This is a genomic window from Mediterraneibacter agrestimuris (assembly GCF_943193195.1).
Lineage (GTDB): Bacteria > Bacillota > Clostridia > Lachnospirales > Lachnospiraceae > Schaedlerella > Schaedlerella agrestimuris.
Window position 1 is genome coordinate 1 of record NZ_CALPDG010000022.1, and the last position, 16402, is coordinate 16402.

At 43.0% G+C, this 16402-nt stretch carries 15 protein-coding genes; 2 read left to right on the forward strand and 13 right to left on the reverse strand.

From position 1 onward, the window contains the following. Window positions 1-220: 220 nt before the first annotated feature. The 3 genes from yajC to NFS18_RS11305 all read right to left on the reverse strand — a co-directional run bounded on the left by yajC (window position 221) and on the right by NFS18_RS11305 (window position 3824). Window positions 221-526 (reverse strand): preprotein translocase subunit YajC, encoded by a 306-nt coding sequence (gene yajC, locus NFS18_RS11295; RefSeq protein ID WP_251390166.1) that lies wholly within the window; start codon window positions 524-526, stop codon window positions 221-223. Window positions 527-714: 188 nt separating this feature from the next. Beyond that, window positions 715-1845, reverse strand: a complete 1131-nt coding sequence (gene tgt / locus NFS18_RS11300) for a tRNA guanosine(34) transglycosylase Tgt (protein WP_251390168.1) — start codon at window positions 1843-1845, stop codon at window positions 715-717. A 221-nt stretch (window positions 1846-2066) separates the two neighbouring features. Further along, window positions 2067-3824 (reverse strand): L,D-transpeptidase family protein, encoded by a 1758-nt coding sequence (locus tag NFS18_RS11305; RefSeq protein ID WP_251390170.1) that lies wholly within the window; start codon window positions 3822-3824, stop codon window positions 2067-2069. A gap of 213 nt (window positions 3825-4037) precedes the next feature. On the opposite strand from NFS18_RS11305, the gene aroC reads away from it, so the two are divergent. After that, window positions 4038-5141: a chorismate synthase gene (gene aroC / locus NFS18_RS11310; protein ID WP_251390173.1), complete on the forward strand. Its 1104-nt coding sequence runs from the start codon at window positions 4038-4040 to the stop codon at window positions 5139-5141. A gap of 95 nt (window positions 5142-5236) precedes the next feature. On the opposite strand, the gene NFS18_RS11315 is transcribed toward aroC, so the two are convergent. From NFS18_RS11315 to NFS18_RS11335, 5 genes are read right to left on the reverse strand one after another with little or no spacing between them, the layout of a single operon-like run. Beyond that, window positions 5237-6295 (reverse strand): ABC transporter substrate-binding protein, encoded by a 1059-nt coding sequence (locus NFS18_RS11315; protein ID WP_251390175.1) that lies wholly within the window; start codon window positions 6293-6295, stop codon window positions 5237-5239. A gap of 2 nt (window positions 6296-6297) precedes the next feature. Next, a complete protein-coding gene (locus tag NFS18_RS11320; RefSeq protein ID WP_251390177.1) occupies window positions 6298-7095 on the reverse strand; it encodes an ABC transporter permease in 798 nt (265 codons plus the stop codon). After that, window positions 7089-7925, reverse strand: a complete 837-nt coding sequence (locus NFS18_RS11325) for an ABC transporter permease (RefSeq protein ID WP_251390179.1) — start codon at window positions 7923-7925, stop codon at window positions 7089-7091. The genes NFS18_RS11320 and NFS18_RS11325 overlap by 7 nt, the downstream gene beginning before the upstream one ends. Beyond that, complete coding sequence (locus tag NFS18_RS11330) at window positions 7918-8991, reverse strand: ABC transporter ATP-binding protein (protein WP_251390181.1); 1074 nt, start codon at window positions 8989-8991, stop codon at window positions 7918-7920. The genes NFS18_RS11325 and NFS18_RS11330 overlap by 8 nt, the downstream gene beginning before the upstream one ends. Before the next feature lie 11 nt (window positions 8992-9002). Beyond that, window positions 9003-9551, reverse strand: coding sequence for a helix-turn-helix domain-containing protein (locus tag NFS18_RS11335; RefSeq protein ID WP_251390183.1), 549 nt, complete (start codon window positions 9549-9551; stop codon window positions 9003-9005). Between the two features lie 164 nt (window positions 9552-9715). Between NFS18_RS11335 and NFS18_RS11340 the strand changes: the two genes are divergently transcribed. Continuing rightward, window positions 9716-9946 carry a hypothetical protein gene (locus NFS18_RS11340; protein ID WP_251390185.1) on the forward strand — a complete coding sequence of 77 codons (231 nt, stop codon included), beginning with the start codon at window positions 9716-9718 and terminating at the stop codon, window positions 9944-9946. Window positions 9947-10092: 146 nt separating this feature from the next. On the opposite strand, the gene NFS18_RS11345 is transcribed toward NFS18_RS11340, so the two are convergent. The 5 genes from NFS18_RS11345 to dnaG form a co-directional block, all read right to left on the reverse strand. Beyond that, the gene (locus NFS18_RS11345; RefSeq protein ID WP_251390187.1) at window positions 10093-11763 is read right to left on the reverse strand and encodes a nucleoside kinase; all 1671 of its coding nucleotides are present in this window, start codon (window positions 11761-11763) and stop codon (window positions 10093-10095) included. Window positions 11764-11819: 56 nt separating this feature from the next. Next, entirely contained in the window at window positions 11820-12602 is a 783-nt protein-coding gene (locus NFS18_RS11350; RefSeq protein WP_251390189.1) for a Nif3-like dinuclear metal center hexameric protein, read from the reverse strand. Further along, window positions 12592-13317, reverse strand: coding sequence for a tRNA (adenine(22)-N(1))-methyltransferase (locus tag NFS18_RS11355; RefSeq protein WP_251390190.1), 726 nt, complete (start codon window positions 13315-13317; stop codon window positions 12592-12594). Before NFS18_RS11355 ends, NFS18_RS11350 begins: the two co-directional genes overlap by 11 nt. Window positions 13318-13412: 95 nt before the next feature. Next, window positions 13413-14543, reverse strand: coding sequence for an RNA polymerase sigma factor RpoD (gene rpoD, locus NFS18_RS11360; protein WP_251390192.1), 1131 nt, complete (start codon window positions 14541-14543; stop codon window positions 13413-13415). Between the two features lie 57 nt (window positions 14544-14600). Beyond that, window positions 14601-16376, reverse strand: a complete 1776-nt coding sequence (gene dnaG / locus NFS18_RS11365; RefSeq protein ID WP_251390194.1) for a DNA primase — start codon at window positions 16374-16376, stop codon at window positions 14601-14603. Window positions 16377-16402 lie beyond the last annotated feature (26 nt).

Here is a 16402-nt window from a genome sequence, read left to right on the forward strand (position 1 = left end):
CGAATTGGTAAGCTTGCTTACAACAAGACGTTTTTTGTAGGATTTGTATATGGCGTTCTGCCATAAGCGAGAATTTGTGCTGCATCACAGCGTATAGGCGGTGAAACCGCCAATTCGAGCTGTTATGGCTGAACTGTTACTCTGTACAGTACATGCAGACCTGAACGAACAGCGTCAAAAGAGCCGGAAACACTCCTGCTTCCGGCTCCTCTTCCATTCATTATTCTGCGCTTGGTTTCTCAAGCTGTGCGATTGCACCCTTCTGCATTGGAATACGGCAGTTCTTATTGTTGCCAAACTCAACGATTACATCTTCATCTGTGATATCAATGATCACACCGTAGAAACCGCTTGTTGTCAGAACTGTATCGCCAACTTCCATTGTGGAAAGCATAGCCTGAATTCTCTTCTGCTCTTTTTTCTGCGGACGCATCAGTAAAAACCACATACCTACGAGAATTACTACATAAATCAGAATCAGACTAAACATGCTCGCGCCTCCGCCCGAAGCTAATACACCATACATATTGTTTCCTCCTAACTTTTGCTTAAAGCCAAACATAACTGTCCCGCCAGACATCTGTCGGACAGCCACAAGCAATGCTACAATTATACACAAAATCTCTTATATCTTCAATAGATTTTTGTTTTTTTCTGTCTAATTTACGAGATTTTAATAATCTTTTTCTGCGACCACCAGCTATCTCCTCTATTTTACTTCCTGCCGAGCACGCCTTCCAATTTTATTCGCTTATATTCTTCGTAGTTTCCCGCATCGATGGCTTCTCTGATTTCTTCCATCATCGTATTATAGAAATACAGATTATGTAGAACACAAAGACGCATTCCAAGCATTTCCTTTGCTTTTAGCAAATGCCGGATATAGGCTCTGCTATAGCTTCTGCATGCCGGACACTGACACCCCTCCTCAATCGGTCTGTCATCCAGTTCATACTTCGCATTGAACAGATTCAATTTACCATGATTGGTATACACATGTCCGTGTCTACCATTTCTAGTAGGATATACACAATCAAAAAAGTCAACTCCTCTGTCTACACCCTCTAAAATATTTGCCGGGGTTCCCACTCCCATCAGATACGTTGGTTTATTCTCCGGCAGCACCGGAACTACAGCTTCCAGAATCCGGTACATCTCTTCATGACTCTCTCCTACCGCCAGTCCGCCGACTGCATAACCGTCCAGACCAAGCTCTGCAATCTTCTTTGCATGCTCTACACGGATATCTTCATAGATACCTCCCTGATTGATTCCAAAAAGCATCTGATTGGGATTGATGGTATCTGGCAGACTGTTAAGACGGGCCATCTCGTCTTTGCACCGTTTCAGCCATCTTGTTGTTCTTGCCACGGACTGCTCCATGTAAGCCCTGTCTGCCACACTGGACGGGCACTCGTCAAATGCCATGGCAATCGTTGATGCCAGATTCGACTGAATCTGCATACTTTCTTCCGGCCCCATAAATATCTTCTTACCGTCAATATGGGAGTGAAAATGCACCCCCTCTTCTTTGATCTTCCTCAGCCCCGCAAGAGAAAACACCTGAAATCCGCCGGAATCCGTCAAGATCGGTTTGTCCCAGTTCATGAATTTATGGAGACCTCCCAATTGTTTGATAACTTTATCCCCCGGACGGACATGCAGATGATAAGTATTCGATAATTCCACCTGCGTCTTAATTCCCCTCAGGTCATCAGTAGAAACAGCTCCTTTGATCACTGCCGCAGTTCCTACATTCATAAATACCGGTGTTTCGATTGTTCCATGGACTGTATGCAGCCGTCCCCGCTTTGCCATCCCGTCTTTTTTTATTAATTCGTACATCCTATCCTCTTTCTAAAGGGGACAGTCCTATAAGACTGTCCCCGTAACAGTTCAGCCTTCGGCTTCCTGTTACAGGCATCAAGCCATGCAAAACCACTTCGTGGTGGCTTGATGCATCTCTACCTATACGTTATTTCACGGACTTTGCAGCAAGTGCAAACTCCTGGGCTGAACTGTTACACTGCCCCCACTTCTATCTTACTTATTCCTTGCTTTTGTTATTAATAATGTACAACCGCTGGAGTTCCCATCGGAAGCATACTATAGAGTAAAGCTGCCTGATCATACGGCATATTGATACATCCATGTGAACCAAGTCCATCTGCATATAAAGTACCGCCAAACGCAGGCTGCCACGTAGCGTCATGGAATCCAATCCCGCTCCATGTGATCCGCATCCAGTAAGCAACCGGTGTCTCATATTCCGGTTCTCCGGTCTCAGGATCAGTTTCTCCAACCAGCGTCTTGTTCTGCTGCATCTCTTTCACAAACCAGACGCCTGGTACAGTTTCCCTTGCAGGAATCGGCACGCCTGTTACAACATCTGTTTCCATTGCAACTGCACCGTCTACAATAAACCACATATGCTGTGCAGATAGGTCTACTTCCAAATAGGTACTTCCCCAATCCTGCGGACCGTGAGAAGCAGCAATTCCGCCATTGTAATAAGCAGGCTCCTTTGTTACAACTTCTCCGTTCTTGATACTGTTTGTCAAAGCTATAAATTCAGTATCTTCATCAATAGACCAGCCATAATCACCGCCGGAAACGGTTGTAGTCTTGCCCCATGGTGAAGTGATTTCTCTTGTTCCCCCCATAGTATCATACCTGTCACCAAACTGTGTCAGCCATTCTCTCACACCATTCTCATTAAAAGTAACCTGCATATTCTCATCTGCTGTCAGCCATGTAGAAATCAACTCCTTATCCACCACTACATTTTCATCCATTGTATAGGTAATACTGGCTCTTAAGTACTGATTCATATCGTCACATGCTTTTTTTACCTCTGCAGAATCGGCAGTATACTTTGGAAGTGCGTAGCATCCTTCTTCTTCCATATCCAGTTCTGGTTTGAAACCAGAAATATATTCATGAATCTTTTTCCGAAGAACATCTTTTTCTACTGCCGTACCCAGCACTTCCGGTTCTACCACATATTGCATGCCGTCATATCTGGGGTATGCATTAGTTGCTGGAATCTGTTCTGCATTAACAGCCTGCAGATTCTCAATCTTTTCATTCAACGCTGCTTCATCATATCCTACGTCAATAGTCACTTCTGTAGAATTCTCTACAAAAAAAGCAATCGGCCACAAAAATGCATTCTGATTCTTTAATGCATTCTCTATATCACTGTTTTCTTTATATCTCAGAGAAATATCACTCCCTACGATCTTGTCCGTTTTATTATCCTTTTCCTGAATCGTAAGTGTATACCCTTTCACCTGCTCTTTCATGTAATTTTCTACATCGGAAGCAGATTTGCCAGAAAATTTATGCCCGTTAATTTCCGTATTTATGTAGAAATGACTCATAAAAAACACAGAAACCCCAATATATACCGCTGCAAAAACACCAAGAATACTCCCTGCAATTATTGCCGCTTTCTTCCAGCCATTTTTATTCTTCGGAATATCATCCACCTCTTCCCCCTCCGAATCATAATCTCCATCCAAATATTCCTCTTCGGAATCATATTCTTCATCTGAATCTTTCTCTTCGGAATCGTACACTTCATCCAAATAGTCTTCTTCGGAATCGTACTCTTCATCTGCATCTTCCTCTTCGGAATCGTACTCTTCATCTGCATCTTCCTCTTCGGAATCATACTCTTCATTTACGTCTTCCTCTTCAGAATCATATTCTTCATCTAAATATTCTTCTTCGGAATCGTAATCATCATCAAGATAAATGACCTCTTCAAATTGCCTTTCGGGCTTAATTTTGTTCTTACGAATCTTTTCCCTTTTGCTCATTTAGTATTACTCCCTCTAAAATTACTCAACATCTAGACAACATTATATTATGTATTTATCAAATTGTACAGCAAAATTCCTTATTTTAAATAAAAATTAAGATTGCATATATTTTTTCTCTCTTATATAATAATAACATCTATGCTAAGAAACATTTTATAAGAACAAATTCATCTGATTTACATTTCAGCGACAGAAAGAAGGCATAAAAATATGAGTGGTTCATCATTTGGTAAAATATTTCGCATTACAACATGGGGAGAATCCCACGGTGCAGCAATCGGGGTGGTCATTGACGGGTGTCCCGCAGGGCTTTCTCTTAGCGCATCCGATATTCAGGCTTTTTTAGACCGCAGAAAGCCCGGACAGAATAAATACACAACAAAACGTCAGGAAAGCGATCTGGTTGAAATCTTGTCTGGAACCTTCGACGGAAAAACCACTGGTACACCGATTTCTCTTCTTGTCAGAAATCAAGACCAGCGTTCCAAAGACTATGGAAATATTGCTTCCGTATACCGCCCCGGACATGCAGATTACACTTTCGATTCCAAGTATGGATTTCGTGACTACAGAGGAGGCGGACGTTCCTCCGGACGTGAAACTATCGGACGTGTCGCAGCAGGCGCCGTTGCTTCTCTCATTTTAAATGAACTGGGAATTTCTCTTCTTGCATTTACCAAGGCAGTGGGACCTGTTGTAGTAGATGAAACTGAATATTGTTTTGACGAGATTTCAGAAAATCCATTCAATATGCCAAGTAACGCGCGTGCCGAAGAAGCTTCTGCATATTTAGATACATTGATAGAACATTTGGATTCTGCAGGTGGAATCATAGAATGTATCGTTAAAGGCATGCCAGCCGGAATCGGCGAACCGGTTTTTGACAAATTAGACTCCCTGCTTTCTCAGTCTGTTGTTTCTATAGGTGCTGTCAAAGCCATAGAATTCGGCTCAGGCTTCAAAGCTGCCGCTTCTAACGGCAGCCGGAACAACGATGCATTTTCTATAGGTGAAAACAGCAATATCTGCAAAGAAACGAATCATGCGGGCGGTATCCTTGGCGGTATGAGCGATGGTTCTGATCTGATACTCCGGGCTTATGTAAAACCTACCCCTTCGATCGCACAGCCGCAAAAAACAGTTACAACAGAAGGTAAAGAAACAGAACTCATAATCAAAGGACGGCACGACCCGATCATCGCGCCAAGAGCAGTAGTGGTTGTGGAGTCTATGATTGCGATCGTACTGACAGACCTGCTGCTGCAAAATATGAGCAGCCGTCTTGATTCGGTTAAGAGTTTTTATAAGAAATAAATGGAAAAATAAAATCAGCGCCAGTAGGTATCTCACGAGTATGCCTTAAGATACTACTGTCGCTGATTAATAAAATGATCTGAAATGATAATTTCCTATTCTGCTTTTAATTCTTTCCACAATTCATTTTCCAGTTCAACGACCTCCGGCTCCTGCTGTACGCAAACCTCACAATTCTCAGTTGCATTCTCTGTCGGTACCAGTGTCTCATCTGCACGTTCTTCCTCAGATAAAGCCTCGATCACAGCATCATTCGGCGTAGAATAATAAATATACTCAAAATTCATCTGTGCAATATCCTCTCTGCACAGGAAGTCCAAAAACTGCATTGCCATTTCCAGATTCTTGCAGTTCTTAGTCACTCCCCATGAATCCAGCCATACCTGAGAGCCTTCTTTCGGTACAACATACTCCAGATCCGGATTGTACTCCTTTCCCAGATATGCTTCTCCCGAATACACAAGAGCCAGTGCTGCATTACCGGCAACAACTTCATCGCGTGCTTCATCAACAAGATATGCCTGTACATCTGCTTTCTGTTTTTCCAACAATTCATATGCCTGACGAATTTCATTTTCATCATTCGTATTCAAAGAAAAGCCAAGCGCTTTTAATGCCACAGAGAGTGTATCACGCATGCTGTTCTGCATAATGATTTCTCCTGAATAGCTTCCGTCAAACAGCACACCCCAACTGTCAACCGGATCGTTTACTTTGGTTTTATCATAAAGAATCCCTACGGTTCCCCAAAAATAAGGAACTGTATATTGATTATCCGGATCAAATGCTTCAGAAAACTCCCAGTATTTATCCCCGATATTTTCGGCATTTTCCATGGAATCAATATCGATTTCCTGAAGTTCGCCTTCCTTGATCAGCTTTTCAAGCATATAATCCGTTGAGCAAAGCAGATCATACTCTATGGCTCCCGCCTTATATTTTGTGTACATTTCTTCTGGTGTCAAAGCCTCTTCATACTTTACTTCAATTCCTGTTTCTTCAAAAAACATATCCAAAACAGCCGGATCTAAATACTCTCCGTAATTAAATACAGTCAGGCTCCCTTTTTTTTCCTGAGCGCCGCTGCAGCCGGTTGTGCAAATCCCCATGCAAAGCGCCAGTAAAAGAACAACGCCCACCACTCTCTTTTTCATGATCATCTTCTCTCCTTTACTGTCTTTTTCTTTCTCTGCGGCAGATAGTTAGCCGCCAATAAAATCACAAATACAAACGCGAAGATCAGTGTTGACAATGCATACATTTCCGGTTTGATTCCCTTACGGATTTCTCCGTAGATCATGGTGGACAATGTATTCACACCCGGCCCTTTTGTAAAATAAGTAATTACAAAATCATCCATGGACATTGTAAATGCCATAAAAAACCCGGAAACGATCCCGCCTGCCAGCTGCGGCAGGAGAACCTTAAAAAATCCATACACCGGACCCGCACCCAAATCCCTTGCGGCCTCATACAAACTCACATTCATCTGCCGTATCTTCGGCATGACACTTAAAATTACATAAGGAATATTAAATGTAATATGCGCCAGCAGAACACTTCCGAATCCCAGCGGAATAAAATGTACAAACCAGAGCATCAGGGCGATACCTGTCACAATGTCCGCATTTACCATCGGAATGTTGGTAAATACCATCACAAGCTGATAATTTTTCTCCCGCATTGCATGGATTCCCAATGCCCCAAGGACTCCGATAACCGTTGCGATCAGAGCCGATAACAATGCCACAATCAACGTTGTAGACAACGCTTCCCCGATCTGACGATTGGAAAACAAACGGCTGTACCAGTTCAATGTAAATCCGCCCCATACAACCCTCGAACGTGAGCTGTTAAAGGAAAGCACGATCAGCACCGCGATCGGAGCATATAAAAACAATATGATCAAGCCAAGATAAAACCGGCTGATCCAGTCTTTGATTCTTTCTACCATATTGCCGAACCCTTTCCTTCCACATCATGTTTCATTGTAAACGCCATGCTGATCAATACAAAGATCATCAGCGACACAGACAACCCGGAACCAAGATTCCAGTTCATATTCTTCGTAAACTCCTGCTCGATGATATTTCCTACAAGCTGGAGTTTACCGCCGCCTAAGATATCAGACACAACGAAAGAGGTCATAGACGGCACAAATACCATCACGATCCCACTCAGCAGCCCCGGTATGGACAGCGGCAGAATGATCTTACGGAAGATCGTCAGTCCTCCTGCCCCCAAATCCTTCGCAGCCTCAATGATATCCTCATCAATCTCTGCAACCGCATTGAAAATCGGCAGCACCATATAAGGCAGATAGTCATAAACCATACCGATCATAATTGCCGTGCCTGTATTGGCAATAGCCAGAGGTTCCAGTCCCAATCCTTTTAATACAAAATTCAGTATTCCGTTTTTGGACAGAATCATCTGCCATGCAAGCACACGTAATATAAAATTCATCCACATGGGCAAAATCAATATAAACAAGGCAAATCCCTGTTTTCCTAAATTCAGCCGGCGCATTGCAAGTACCAATGGATAAGAAAGCAGAATACAGACCAGCGTACTTCCGACCGCTATTTCCAGTGAAAATACAAGCGCTCTTAAATGTACCGGATCCAAAATCGCCGTAATTTGTGAAAATGTAAATCCACCGTCTGGATTTGTCAATGCATATCGGAAAATCACGATCATCGGAATTACTGTGAAACCAATGATCCAGACAATGTATGGAGAAGACAGCCAGCTTCTCTTATTGATGCTCTTTAGTTTATTCATCCTCTTTTACGACCTCCGCGTCTTTGGAATGCGGTTTATGCATGATCTGAATGTTATCCGGAAGAATCCTCAGACCAACCATACTTCCAATCTGAGCCGGATTGACGCTCTGTACTGTCCATTCATATTGATCCACACGTACTTTAATCTCATAATAAGCACCCTTAAATATGATGGAAACAACCAATCCCTTTAAATAGCCCGCCTCTTCCTTCACAATAACTAAATCTTCAGGACGAATGACCACGTCCACCAGCTCATTTCTGGCAAATCCCGTATCCACACAAGGAATATCTGCATTCTGAATCTGTACAAGACAGTCCTCTTTCATAATCCCGTCGATGATATTACTATCCCCGATAAAATCAGCTACAAACGCATTCTGCGGCTCATCATAAATGCTTTTGGAAGTTCCCATCTGCTGAATGATCCCCTGATTCATAACAATGATCCGGTCAGACATTGTCAGCGCTTCTTCCTGATCATGAGTCACATAGACAAACGTAATACCGACTTCCTGTTTGATCTTGATCAGTTCCCGTTGCATACTGTGACGCAGTTTTAAATCCAACGCACCAAGGGGCTCATCAAGGAGCAAAATCTTCGGTTCATTTACAATTGCCCGGGCAATCGCCACACGCTGCTGCTGTCCTCCGCTCAAAACAGTCGGGGACTGATTTCCGTAACCTTCCATATTAACCAGCTTTAGTGCATATTCAATCTTATCCTTGATATACTGCTGGCTTTTCTTTTTTAATTTCAGACCAAAAGCGATGTTCTCCGCAACAGTCATATGTGGAAACAATGAATACTTCTGAAATACAGTATTAACATTTCTCTTATCCGGAGAAAGCCCTGTAATATCCTTACCCTCAAATAGAACTCTTCCTTCATCCGGCTTTACAAATCCACCGATAATACGAAGTGTTGTAGACTTACCGCAGCCCGATGGACCAAGTAATGTAATGAACTCATTGCGCTGAATTTCCAGGCTCAGATTATCAATAACTTTCTCCCCATCAAAAGATTTGCTGATGGAATCCAGTTCCAAAATCATGTCTTTCATCCTTTTCCTCCTTAAAAACTTGGCGGGGTGCTGATCCACAGAATGGAGGACACCTTTTTACAAGCTGAACTTATCTTATGTTTACGGTCAGCAGGAAAGATAAAAGAATCCCCCTTTCTTACCGTATATTTTTCCTTTCCATAATGCAAAAAAATTTCCCCATCCAGTACATATCCGAATTCTTCTCCTTCGTGAGGCTTATCCTCTGGCATAGACTGCCCCGGCTGGAGCTGAACAAGAATCGGTTCCAGACTGCGGCTTTGCGCTGTTGCTATCAGCCACTTAATACTGTTTCCATCCTCGTCTTCTTTTTCAAAATAATCTTCTTTCTGGTATACAATCTGTAGATCATCTTTCTCATGGAAGAAATCCGACAGATTTGTACCCAGACATTCTACAATATCAAGCAGCGTAGACACGGATGGTGCCGTCAGTCCTCTCTCCAGCTGAGAGATAAATCCCTTCGTCAGTTCTGTTCTGTCGGCAAGTTCTTCCTGCGTCAGTCCGTTCTGGTTTCGCAAGTCCCGCACCTTCGCCCCAATCTGCTCTTCAATTGTCATTCTAATCAACCTCTTTTATAGTATAACTTACATTTACTAAATTTTTTGTTTACCAAAATACATTATACATTTACTAAACAAAAAGTCAACTATTATTTTGCTTTTTAAGGAAAGATATTTTATCTTTCCTTCACACGTTCTTACGGGCTTAAGGTATTGATCCTGTGGCATATGGAACTACACAAATTTATTTTGTCTTAAAAAATCCGGTGATGAAAGAATTTGACGAAATGGTTATAAACAACAAAATTGACGCAAAACAGGGATTTGCATTAAAATTCCGCTGTAATAATTTAACAGATATCAAAAGAAAGAATGGAAAACTTTATTTCTATGTAAAGGAAATCCTGGATATGCAAGATACGATTAAAGAATTGAACGATGAGATGTATTAGTCCGCCTTCCTGACTTTAAGATTTTGCAAGCACTTAACCTCGCCGCAGGCGATTTTAAATGCATAAATGCTGCTACTGTGCACAGTAGCAGGCTGTGCACAGTAGCTATAAATATAATTTTATTTTGAAATGTATTCTATTATTTCTTATACCTGAAAGCATCCGCCTCCGATAAACTCCCTCAGCAGTGAATTCGTCGGAATAAACTCTGTTCCGATACCAACAAAGTAATCAAAGAACTTCAGAAGACGTTTCGCTTCTGCATATTCCGGTGAATTTTTATCTACACCGAATAAAAGAGGCTCCACATATTGTTTTAGCACTGCCAGTTCATAGAGCAGTGAAGAATTGAACATCACATCTGCTTCTTCCTGAAATGGAAAGATATTCTTTTCCTCCCCGTTTCTCACTGACTTCCACATAGCAATCGTTCCGCTTGCAGAAGTCCCTCTTGTACGTGCATCGCGCACAATACGGCGGATCAGCCGTCCATCTGTAGACGGAATCCTGTTATGTTCATCAATATTAAGCTGTGTCAGGGCACTGATGTAAATCTTAAACTTACTGGAATCATCCAGCATCTCTGTCAGCTTCGGATTCAGACAGTGAATTCCTTCTATGACAAGAATATCCTGACTTTCCAGTTTCTTCGGCTTTGTCGATTCCATCCTCTTTCCGGTCTTAAAGTTAAAGATCGGAAGATACACCTCTTCCCCGTTTAAAAGCGCTTTCATATCTTTGTTAAATCTAACAATATCAATTGCTTCCAGACATTCAAAATTATAATTTCCATTCTCATCCTTCGGTGTTTTCTCTCTGTCCACAAAATAATTGTCCACAGCGATCGGATGTGGTTTTAAGCCGTTTACACGAAGCTGAATAGAGAGACGGTGGGAAAATGTGGTCTTTCCGGAAGAAGAAGGACCTGCGATCAACACTATTTTTACATCCGGACGCTCTGCGATCTGCTTGGCAATTTCACCGATCTGACGTTCCTGATGGGCTTCCTGAACAAGTACCGCTTCCTGCATATTCTCTTTTGTAATACGGTCATTCAAGGCTCCTACTGTTTCGATATCCTGTATGTCTCCCCACGTCACAGATTGTTTCAATACTTGAAACAGCTTCTCGTGAGGTTTAAAAGACGGCACCTTCTCCGGCTCTTCTGCTGTCGGCATCTGCAGCACAAATCCCTCATCATACAAATGCAGTGAAAAATATTTCAAATAACTTGTGTCCGGCACCATATATCCATAATAATAGTCCTCAAATGCTTTAATCTTATAGATATTCACACTGGAAACACGACGGTACTCAAACAGCTTCTCCTTATCGTACATCCCATGCCTGTGGAACAGTTCCACTGCCTCGCCGGTCCGCACCGAGCGTTTTTCTATAGGCAGCTTTGCCTCACACAGCTTATGCATGCGCTCTGTAACTTTCTCCAGAAATGCTTCATCTACTGTCACATTTCCTTCTACGGTACAATAATATCCTTTACTCACAGAGAAATGTATCCGAACCCGTTCCACATTCTCATGCCCACACACGCCATGTACTGCCTTAACAAGAAGAAAACTCATGCTGCGCCGGTATGTCTCATGCCCGGACTGCTCTGCGGTTGTCACAAAATCAAGCTGACAATCCTGTTCCAGAGTACGGTTTAATTCCTGTAAACGGTTGCCGTTCAGATTCACAAGTACAATGCTGTGCGCATATTTTTCCTGGTAGTCTTCTGCAATTTTCAGATAAGGCGTTCCCACCTCGTAGCTTCTGCTCTCACCTTTGATCTGCACGGTACACATAGTTCTATCCATTGCTTAACTCCTTCCATATATCTGCTGCATCTGCCTGTTTCTTCACTTTTCTTTTCCTACACAGTTTGAAACGGTATCTTTACCTCAGCCGTCTCCACCGTAAGTTCCGGACAGTGTTCCATTAAAAAGTGTTTCATATCTTCCATAAAAATATATTCCGTCCCATAATGTCCGGCATCGATCACACACAGTCCCCGCTCCAGTGCATCCAGACCGTCATGATGTCCGATATCACCTGTCACCAGCACATCCGCGCCTTTTCTAAGCGCCGGAACTACTGCGCTCTTACCGGAACCTGGAGAAACTGCCAGCCGCTTTACCTCACGAGACAAATCTCCGAATACTTTAACATTTTCCAGTCCAAGGATTTCTTTCACGAACGTACAGCATTCCTCTAACGTCTTCGTACTTTTTAATTCTCCGATTCGTCCGATTCCCTCTGCGCCTCCGTCTGATGCCATGGTTTCCTCTAGTATCTCCGTTTCCGTCAGTCCAAGCCGCCTTCCCAGCAGCGGCGACAGACCAAGCACATCATAGTTAGTATGCATAGCATAATATGCCATATCGTTCTGAATCATTGTAAGTATCCGTCTGCTGACAAAGTCTTCATCTGTCACCGCCTTAAGCGGACTGAAAACCAACGGATGATGGGTGATCAGCATATCTGTCTCTTTCTGAATGGAGTCTGCAATTACTTTCTCTGTAGCATCCAGAGCCAGATAGACTTTCTTTACTTCTTTATTTTGTCTTCCCGCCTGAAGACCTACATTATCAAAGCTCAATGCCGCATCTTTCGGATAAGCACTTTCAATAATTTCCATAATCTCTTTACACCGCATAATATTCAAGCCCTCTCTCTATGTATGATAAATCCCTTTCAAGTTCCCGTTTACGGCTCTCGATTTTCTCCCCACTCTTATCCTCTATTACCTCCAAAATTTTCTTATGTATAATATATTCTCTTTCCAGAAAATCCTTGAGAACCGGATGCTTCTTTTCAAGTAAAAGCCTGCCATACCGAATCTCTGTCTCTGTCCAGCCGCAAATCTCTGCCGGATTATTTAATGCCGTCATGCACTTCGGCGGCAGCACTTTTATCATCGGATAATACTTCCCATCCTCCAGCACCATCTCCTCATCTGCAAATATAAATCCTTGTTTCAGCAAGAATACACGTACCTTGGCAATCTCTGACTGCGGCTGCAAAATATACTCCTTAAGACTGCATGTCACTTCTGGATAAGCTGACAAAATCTTTATCACAAGCCCCCCGCCCATTCCGGCAATCACAGCACAATCTGCCTCACCCGGTTTCAATTGTTCAAACCCATCTGAAAGCCGGGTCTCTATCTCCTTTTGGAATCCCGCTTCCTGTATATGTACCGCAGCACGCCTGAGGGGTCCTGCATTTACATCCATTGCAACAGCAGAAAGACATTTCTTTTTTTCTATAAGATAAATTGGGATATAGGCATGATCAGTACCTATATCCACAACACGTTTTCCCGGTGTTACCAGAGATGCAGCTGCGGATAACCGCTTTGATAATTCCATTTCTGCCGTCCCTTACCTGTATTCCGACAGCAATTCCCTTCTCCTGCAAATTGCTGTCCATTTTCTAATCTTTGAATCTCACGTTTTCGCCAGCCTTAATCCAGATAATCCCGAAGCTTTCTGCTGCGGCTCGGATGTCTTAGCTTACGCAGCGCCTTCGCCTCAATCTGACGGATACGCTCACGTGTGACGTCAAATTCTTTCCCTACTTCCTCCAGTGTTCTGGCACGTCCGTCATTCATACCAAACCGGAGCCGGAGCACCTTCTGCTCACGTTCTGTCAGTGTATCCAACACTTCATCCAACTGTTCCTTTAATAATGTCTGCGCTGCTGCTTCTGCCGGAACCGGTACATTGTCATCCTGAATAAAGTCTCCCAAATGACTGTCCTCCTCCTCTCCGATCGGAGTTTCCAGAGATACCGGTTCCTGAGAAATCTTCAGAATCTCGCGCACACGTTCCACAGGCATGTCCAGCTCCTTTGCAATCTCCTCCGGCGTGGGTTCACGTCCTAATTCCTGCAATAACTGCCTGGACACACGGATCAGCTTATTGATCGTCTCTACCATATGCACCGGAATACGGATGGTTCTCGCCTGATCTGCGATCGCTCTTGTGATCGCCTGACGAATCCACCATGTCGCATAGGTACTGAACTTATATCCCTTATGGTAATCAAACTTTTCAACTGCCTTGATCAGACCAAGGTTTCCTTCCTGAATCAGGTCCAGAAAGAGCATGCCGCGTCCTACATAACGCTTTGCTATACTGACAACGAGACGTAAGTTTGCCTCTGCAAGTTCTTTTTTCGCATCCTCATCGCCTTCTTCCATACGCTGTGCCAGTTCAATCTCACGTTCTGCACTTAAGAGCGGAACTTTACCGATTTCTTTCAAATACATACGGACCGGATCTTCAATGCTCACACCGTCTGGAACTGACAAATCGATATTCTCTACATCGACCTCGTCTTCTTCGGAAATCATCGCATCAATATCCAGGTCTGCATCCAGGTCAAGATCTGCATCTCCCTCCCCGCTGATACGGAGTACATCAATATTATTTGATTCCAGATATTCAAATACCTTTTCCATCTGTTCAGGATTCAGCTCCATATCATGAAAAAAGTCATTGATCTCCTGAATTTCCAGTATGCTCTTCTTTTTCTTTCCCAGTGCTACCAGATCTCTCAGCCTTTCCAAAAATTTCTGTGCGTTATCTTCCATGTGTCCTTCCTTCCTCTGCCTATACCCAAGTATAGACAAGCCTGTTCTATTTTATCCTTAATCTATAGAAATATGCAGTTTTTTAAGGTCTGTCAGCCTCTTTTTTTCTTCCATCAGCCTTTGCAGTCCTGCCATATCCGTTGGATCCAGATTTCTCGTCTGCACATCAATACTGTTCTTCTTAACACGAAGAATCGTTTCTTTGAGCGCCTGCTCCTTTTCTTGTTGTGTAGTCAGTTCCTTGATTCTTGTATGAAACAAAGATGCCGCCTCCCGGTGCTTTCCTTCTTCTGTAAAATAATTCAGGATCTTTGCCGGATTCAGTTCTCCCTGTGCATACTGCTCATACAGCATCTCTGCAACTGTTCTGTACAGCTCTTCTGTAAAATCTTCCGGACGGATATACTGGCTGATCGCGCCGAAAAGCCTTTTGTCTTCAATCATCCACGTAAGCAGTATCTTCTGGGATGTCAGATGTGCGTCTTCTTTCTTCAAAGGCTTACTTGCCGCCTGTTTTGGTCTTTCTACAGGTTTGGCAAGCCCATCGGAAATGGCAGTTTTAGTTACCAGTTTCTGCAGGCTCTCAACACTGACTTTATATGCTTTCGCTACCGCCTCTATGTAATTACTGCGCTCCAGTTCATCCTCAAACCCAGTCAGACGCCTTGCAGTTTCACGGAAAAATGCTGTCTTGCCTTCCGGTGAATTCATATCGTATTCACGTTCCAAAATCTCCAGACTAAACATAAAGCCATTTCTTGCATTCATAATCCGCTTCTCAAATTCTTCGGCTCCCAAATTCCTGATGAACTCATCTGGATCCTTATAGGGATCCATCCGAATGACTTTTGCAGAAATTCCCGCTGATTTCAAAATCGGGACACCGCGAAGTGCCGCCCTTGTTCCTGCCTCGTCACTGTCATAAGTAAGATATACTTCCTGCACGTATCTCTTAATCAAAGAAGCATGTCCAGATGTCAGCGCTGTACCAAGAGATGCTACTGCATTCGTAAATCCCGCCTGATGCAATGCGATTACATCCATATATCCCTCACAAAGAAGGAAATAAGATTTTTTAGCAGAACGTGCCCTGTTCAGCCCATACAAATTCCGGCTTTTATCAAAGACCGGTGTCTCTGGAGAATTCAAATATTTTGGTTTCCCATCTCCCATCACACGGCCTCCGAATCCAATAACACGGCTGTTCACGTCCATAATGGGAAACATGACTCTGTTCCAGAATTTATCGTACACACCATTCTTTTCATCTGTACTGACGAGTCCTGCCTGACGGATATGATCTTCACTGTATCCTTTAGACTTTAAGTACTGATACAAGTCATTGCTATATTTATTAGAATATCCAAGACCAAATGCCTTGATAGTCTCCTCCGACAATCCGCGGTTCTTTAGATATGTATAGCCGGCTCTGCCCTGTTCATTTTTTAATTGTACATAAAAATATTGTGCCGCTGCTTTATTGATTTCCAAAAGAACAGACTTCAGGTCTGCTCTCTCCTTTGCCTCTTTGGAATACTCCATCTTAGGAAGTTCCACTCCCGCCCGGTCAGCGAGCATCTGCACCGCCTCTACAAAGGTCAGGTTCTCATATTCCATCAAAAAAGTAAATATATTCCCTCCCGCGCCGCAGCCGAAGCAATAATACATCTGCTTCTGTCTGCTGACAGAAAAGGATGGTGACTTTTCGTTATGAAACGGACAAAGCCCGAAATAAGAACTTCCCTTTTTCTGCAGACGGACATATCCGGAAATCACATCCACGATGTCATTTTTCATTCTGACTTCTTCAATCAACTCATCCGAATAATACATAATAACCTCCACATTATTATATATTC

Excerpts from the sequence above, each read along its gene's own strand:
- NFS18_RS11350 (WP_251390189.1), bottom strand. The coding sequence starts at position 12,602 with ATGCGGTGTAAAGAGATTATGGAAATTATTGAAAGTGCTTATCCGAAA.
- NFS18_RS11305 (WP_251390170.1), bottom strand. The coding sequence starts at position 3,824 with ATGAGCAAAAGGGAAAAGATTCGTAAGAACAAAATTAAGCCCGAAAGG.
- aroC (WP_251390173.1), top strand. The coding sequence starts at position 4,038 with ATGAGTGGTTCATCATTTGGTAAAATATTTCGCATTACAACATGGGGA.
- NFS18_RS11315 (WP_251390175.1), bottom strand. The coding sequence starts at position 6,295 with ATGAAAAAGAGAGTGGTGGGCGTTGTTCTTTTACTGGCGCTTTGCATG.
- tgt (WP_251390168.1), bottom strand. The coding sequence starts at position 1,845 with ATGTACGAATTAATAAAAAAAGACGGGATGGCAAAGCGGGGACGGCTG.
- NFS18_RS11325 (WP_251390179.1), bottom strand. The coding sequence starts at position 7,925 with ATGAATAAACTAAAGAGCATCAATAAGAGAAGCTGGCTGTCTTCTCCA.
- rpoD (WP_251390192.1), bottom strand. The coding sequence starts at position 14,543 with ATGGAAGATAACGCACAGAAATTTTTGGAAAGGCTGAGAGATCTGGTA.
- NFS18_RS11320 (WP_251390177.1), bottom strand. The coding sequence starts at position 7,095 with ATGGTAGAAAGAATCAAAGACTGGATCAGCCGGTTTTATCTTGGCTTG.
- dnaG (WP_251390194.1), bottom strand. The coding sequence starts at position 16,376 with ATGTATTATTCGGATGAGTTGATTGAAGAAGTCAGAATGAAAAATGAC.
- NFS18_RS11335 (WP_251390183.1), bottom strand. The coding sequence starts at position 9,551 with ATGACAATTGAAGAGCAGATTGGGGCGAAGGTGCGGGACTTGCGAAAC.
- NFS18_RS11330 (WP_251390181.1), bottom strand. The coding sequence starts at position 8,991 with ATGAAAGACATGATTTTGGAACTGGATTCCATCAGCAAATCTTTTGAT.
- yajC (WP_251390166.1), bottom strand. The coding sequence starts at position 526 with ATGTATGGTGTATTAGCTTCGGGCGGAGGCGCGAGCATGTTTAGTCTG.
- NFS18_RS11355 (WP_251390190.1), bottom strand. The coding sequence starts at position 13,317 with ATGGAATTATCAAAGCGGTTATCCGCAGCTGCATCTCTGGTAACACCG.
- NFS18_RS11345 (WP_251390187.1), bottom strand. The coding sequence starts at position 11,763 with ATGGATAGAACTATGTGTACCGTGCAGATCAAAGGTGAGAGCAGAAGC.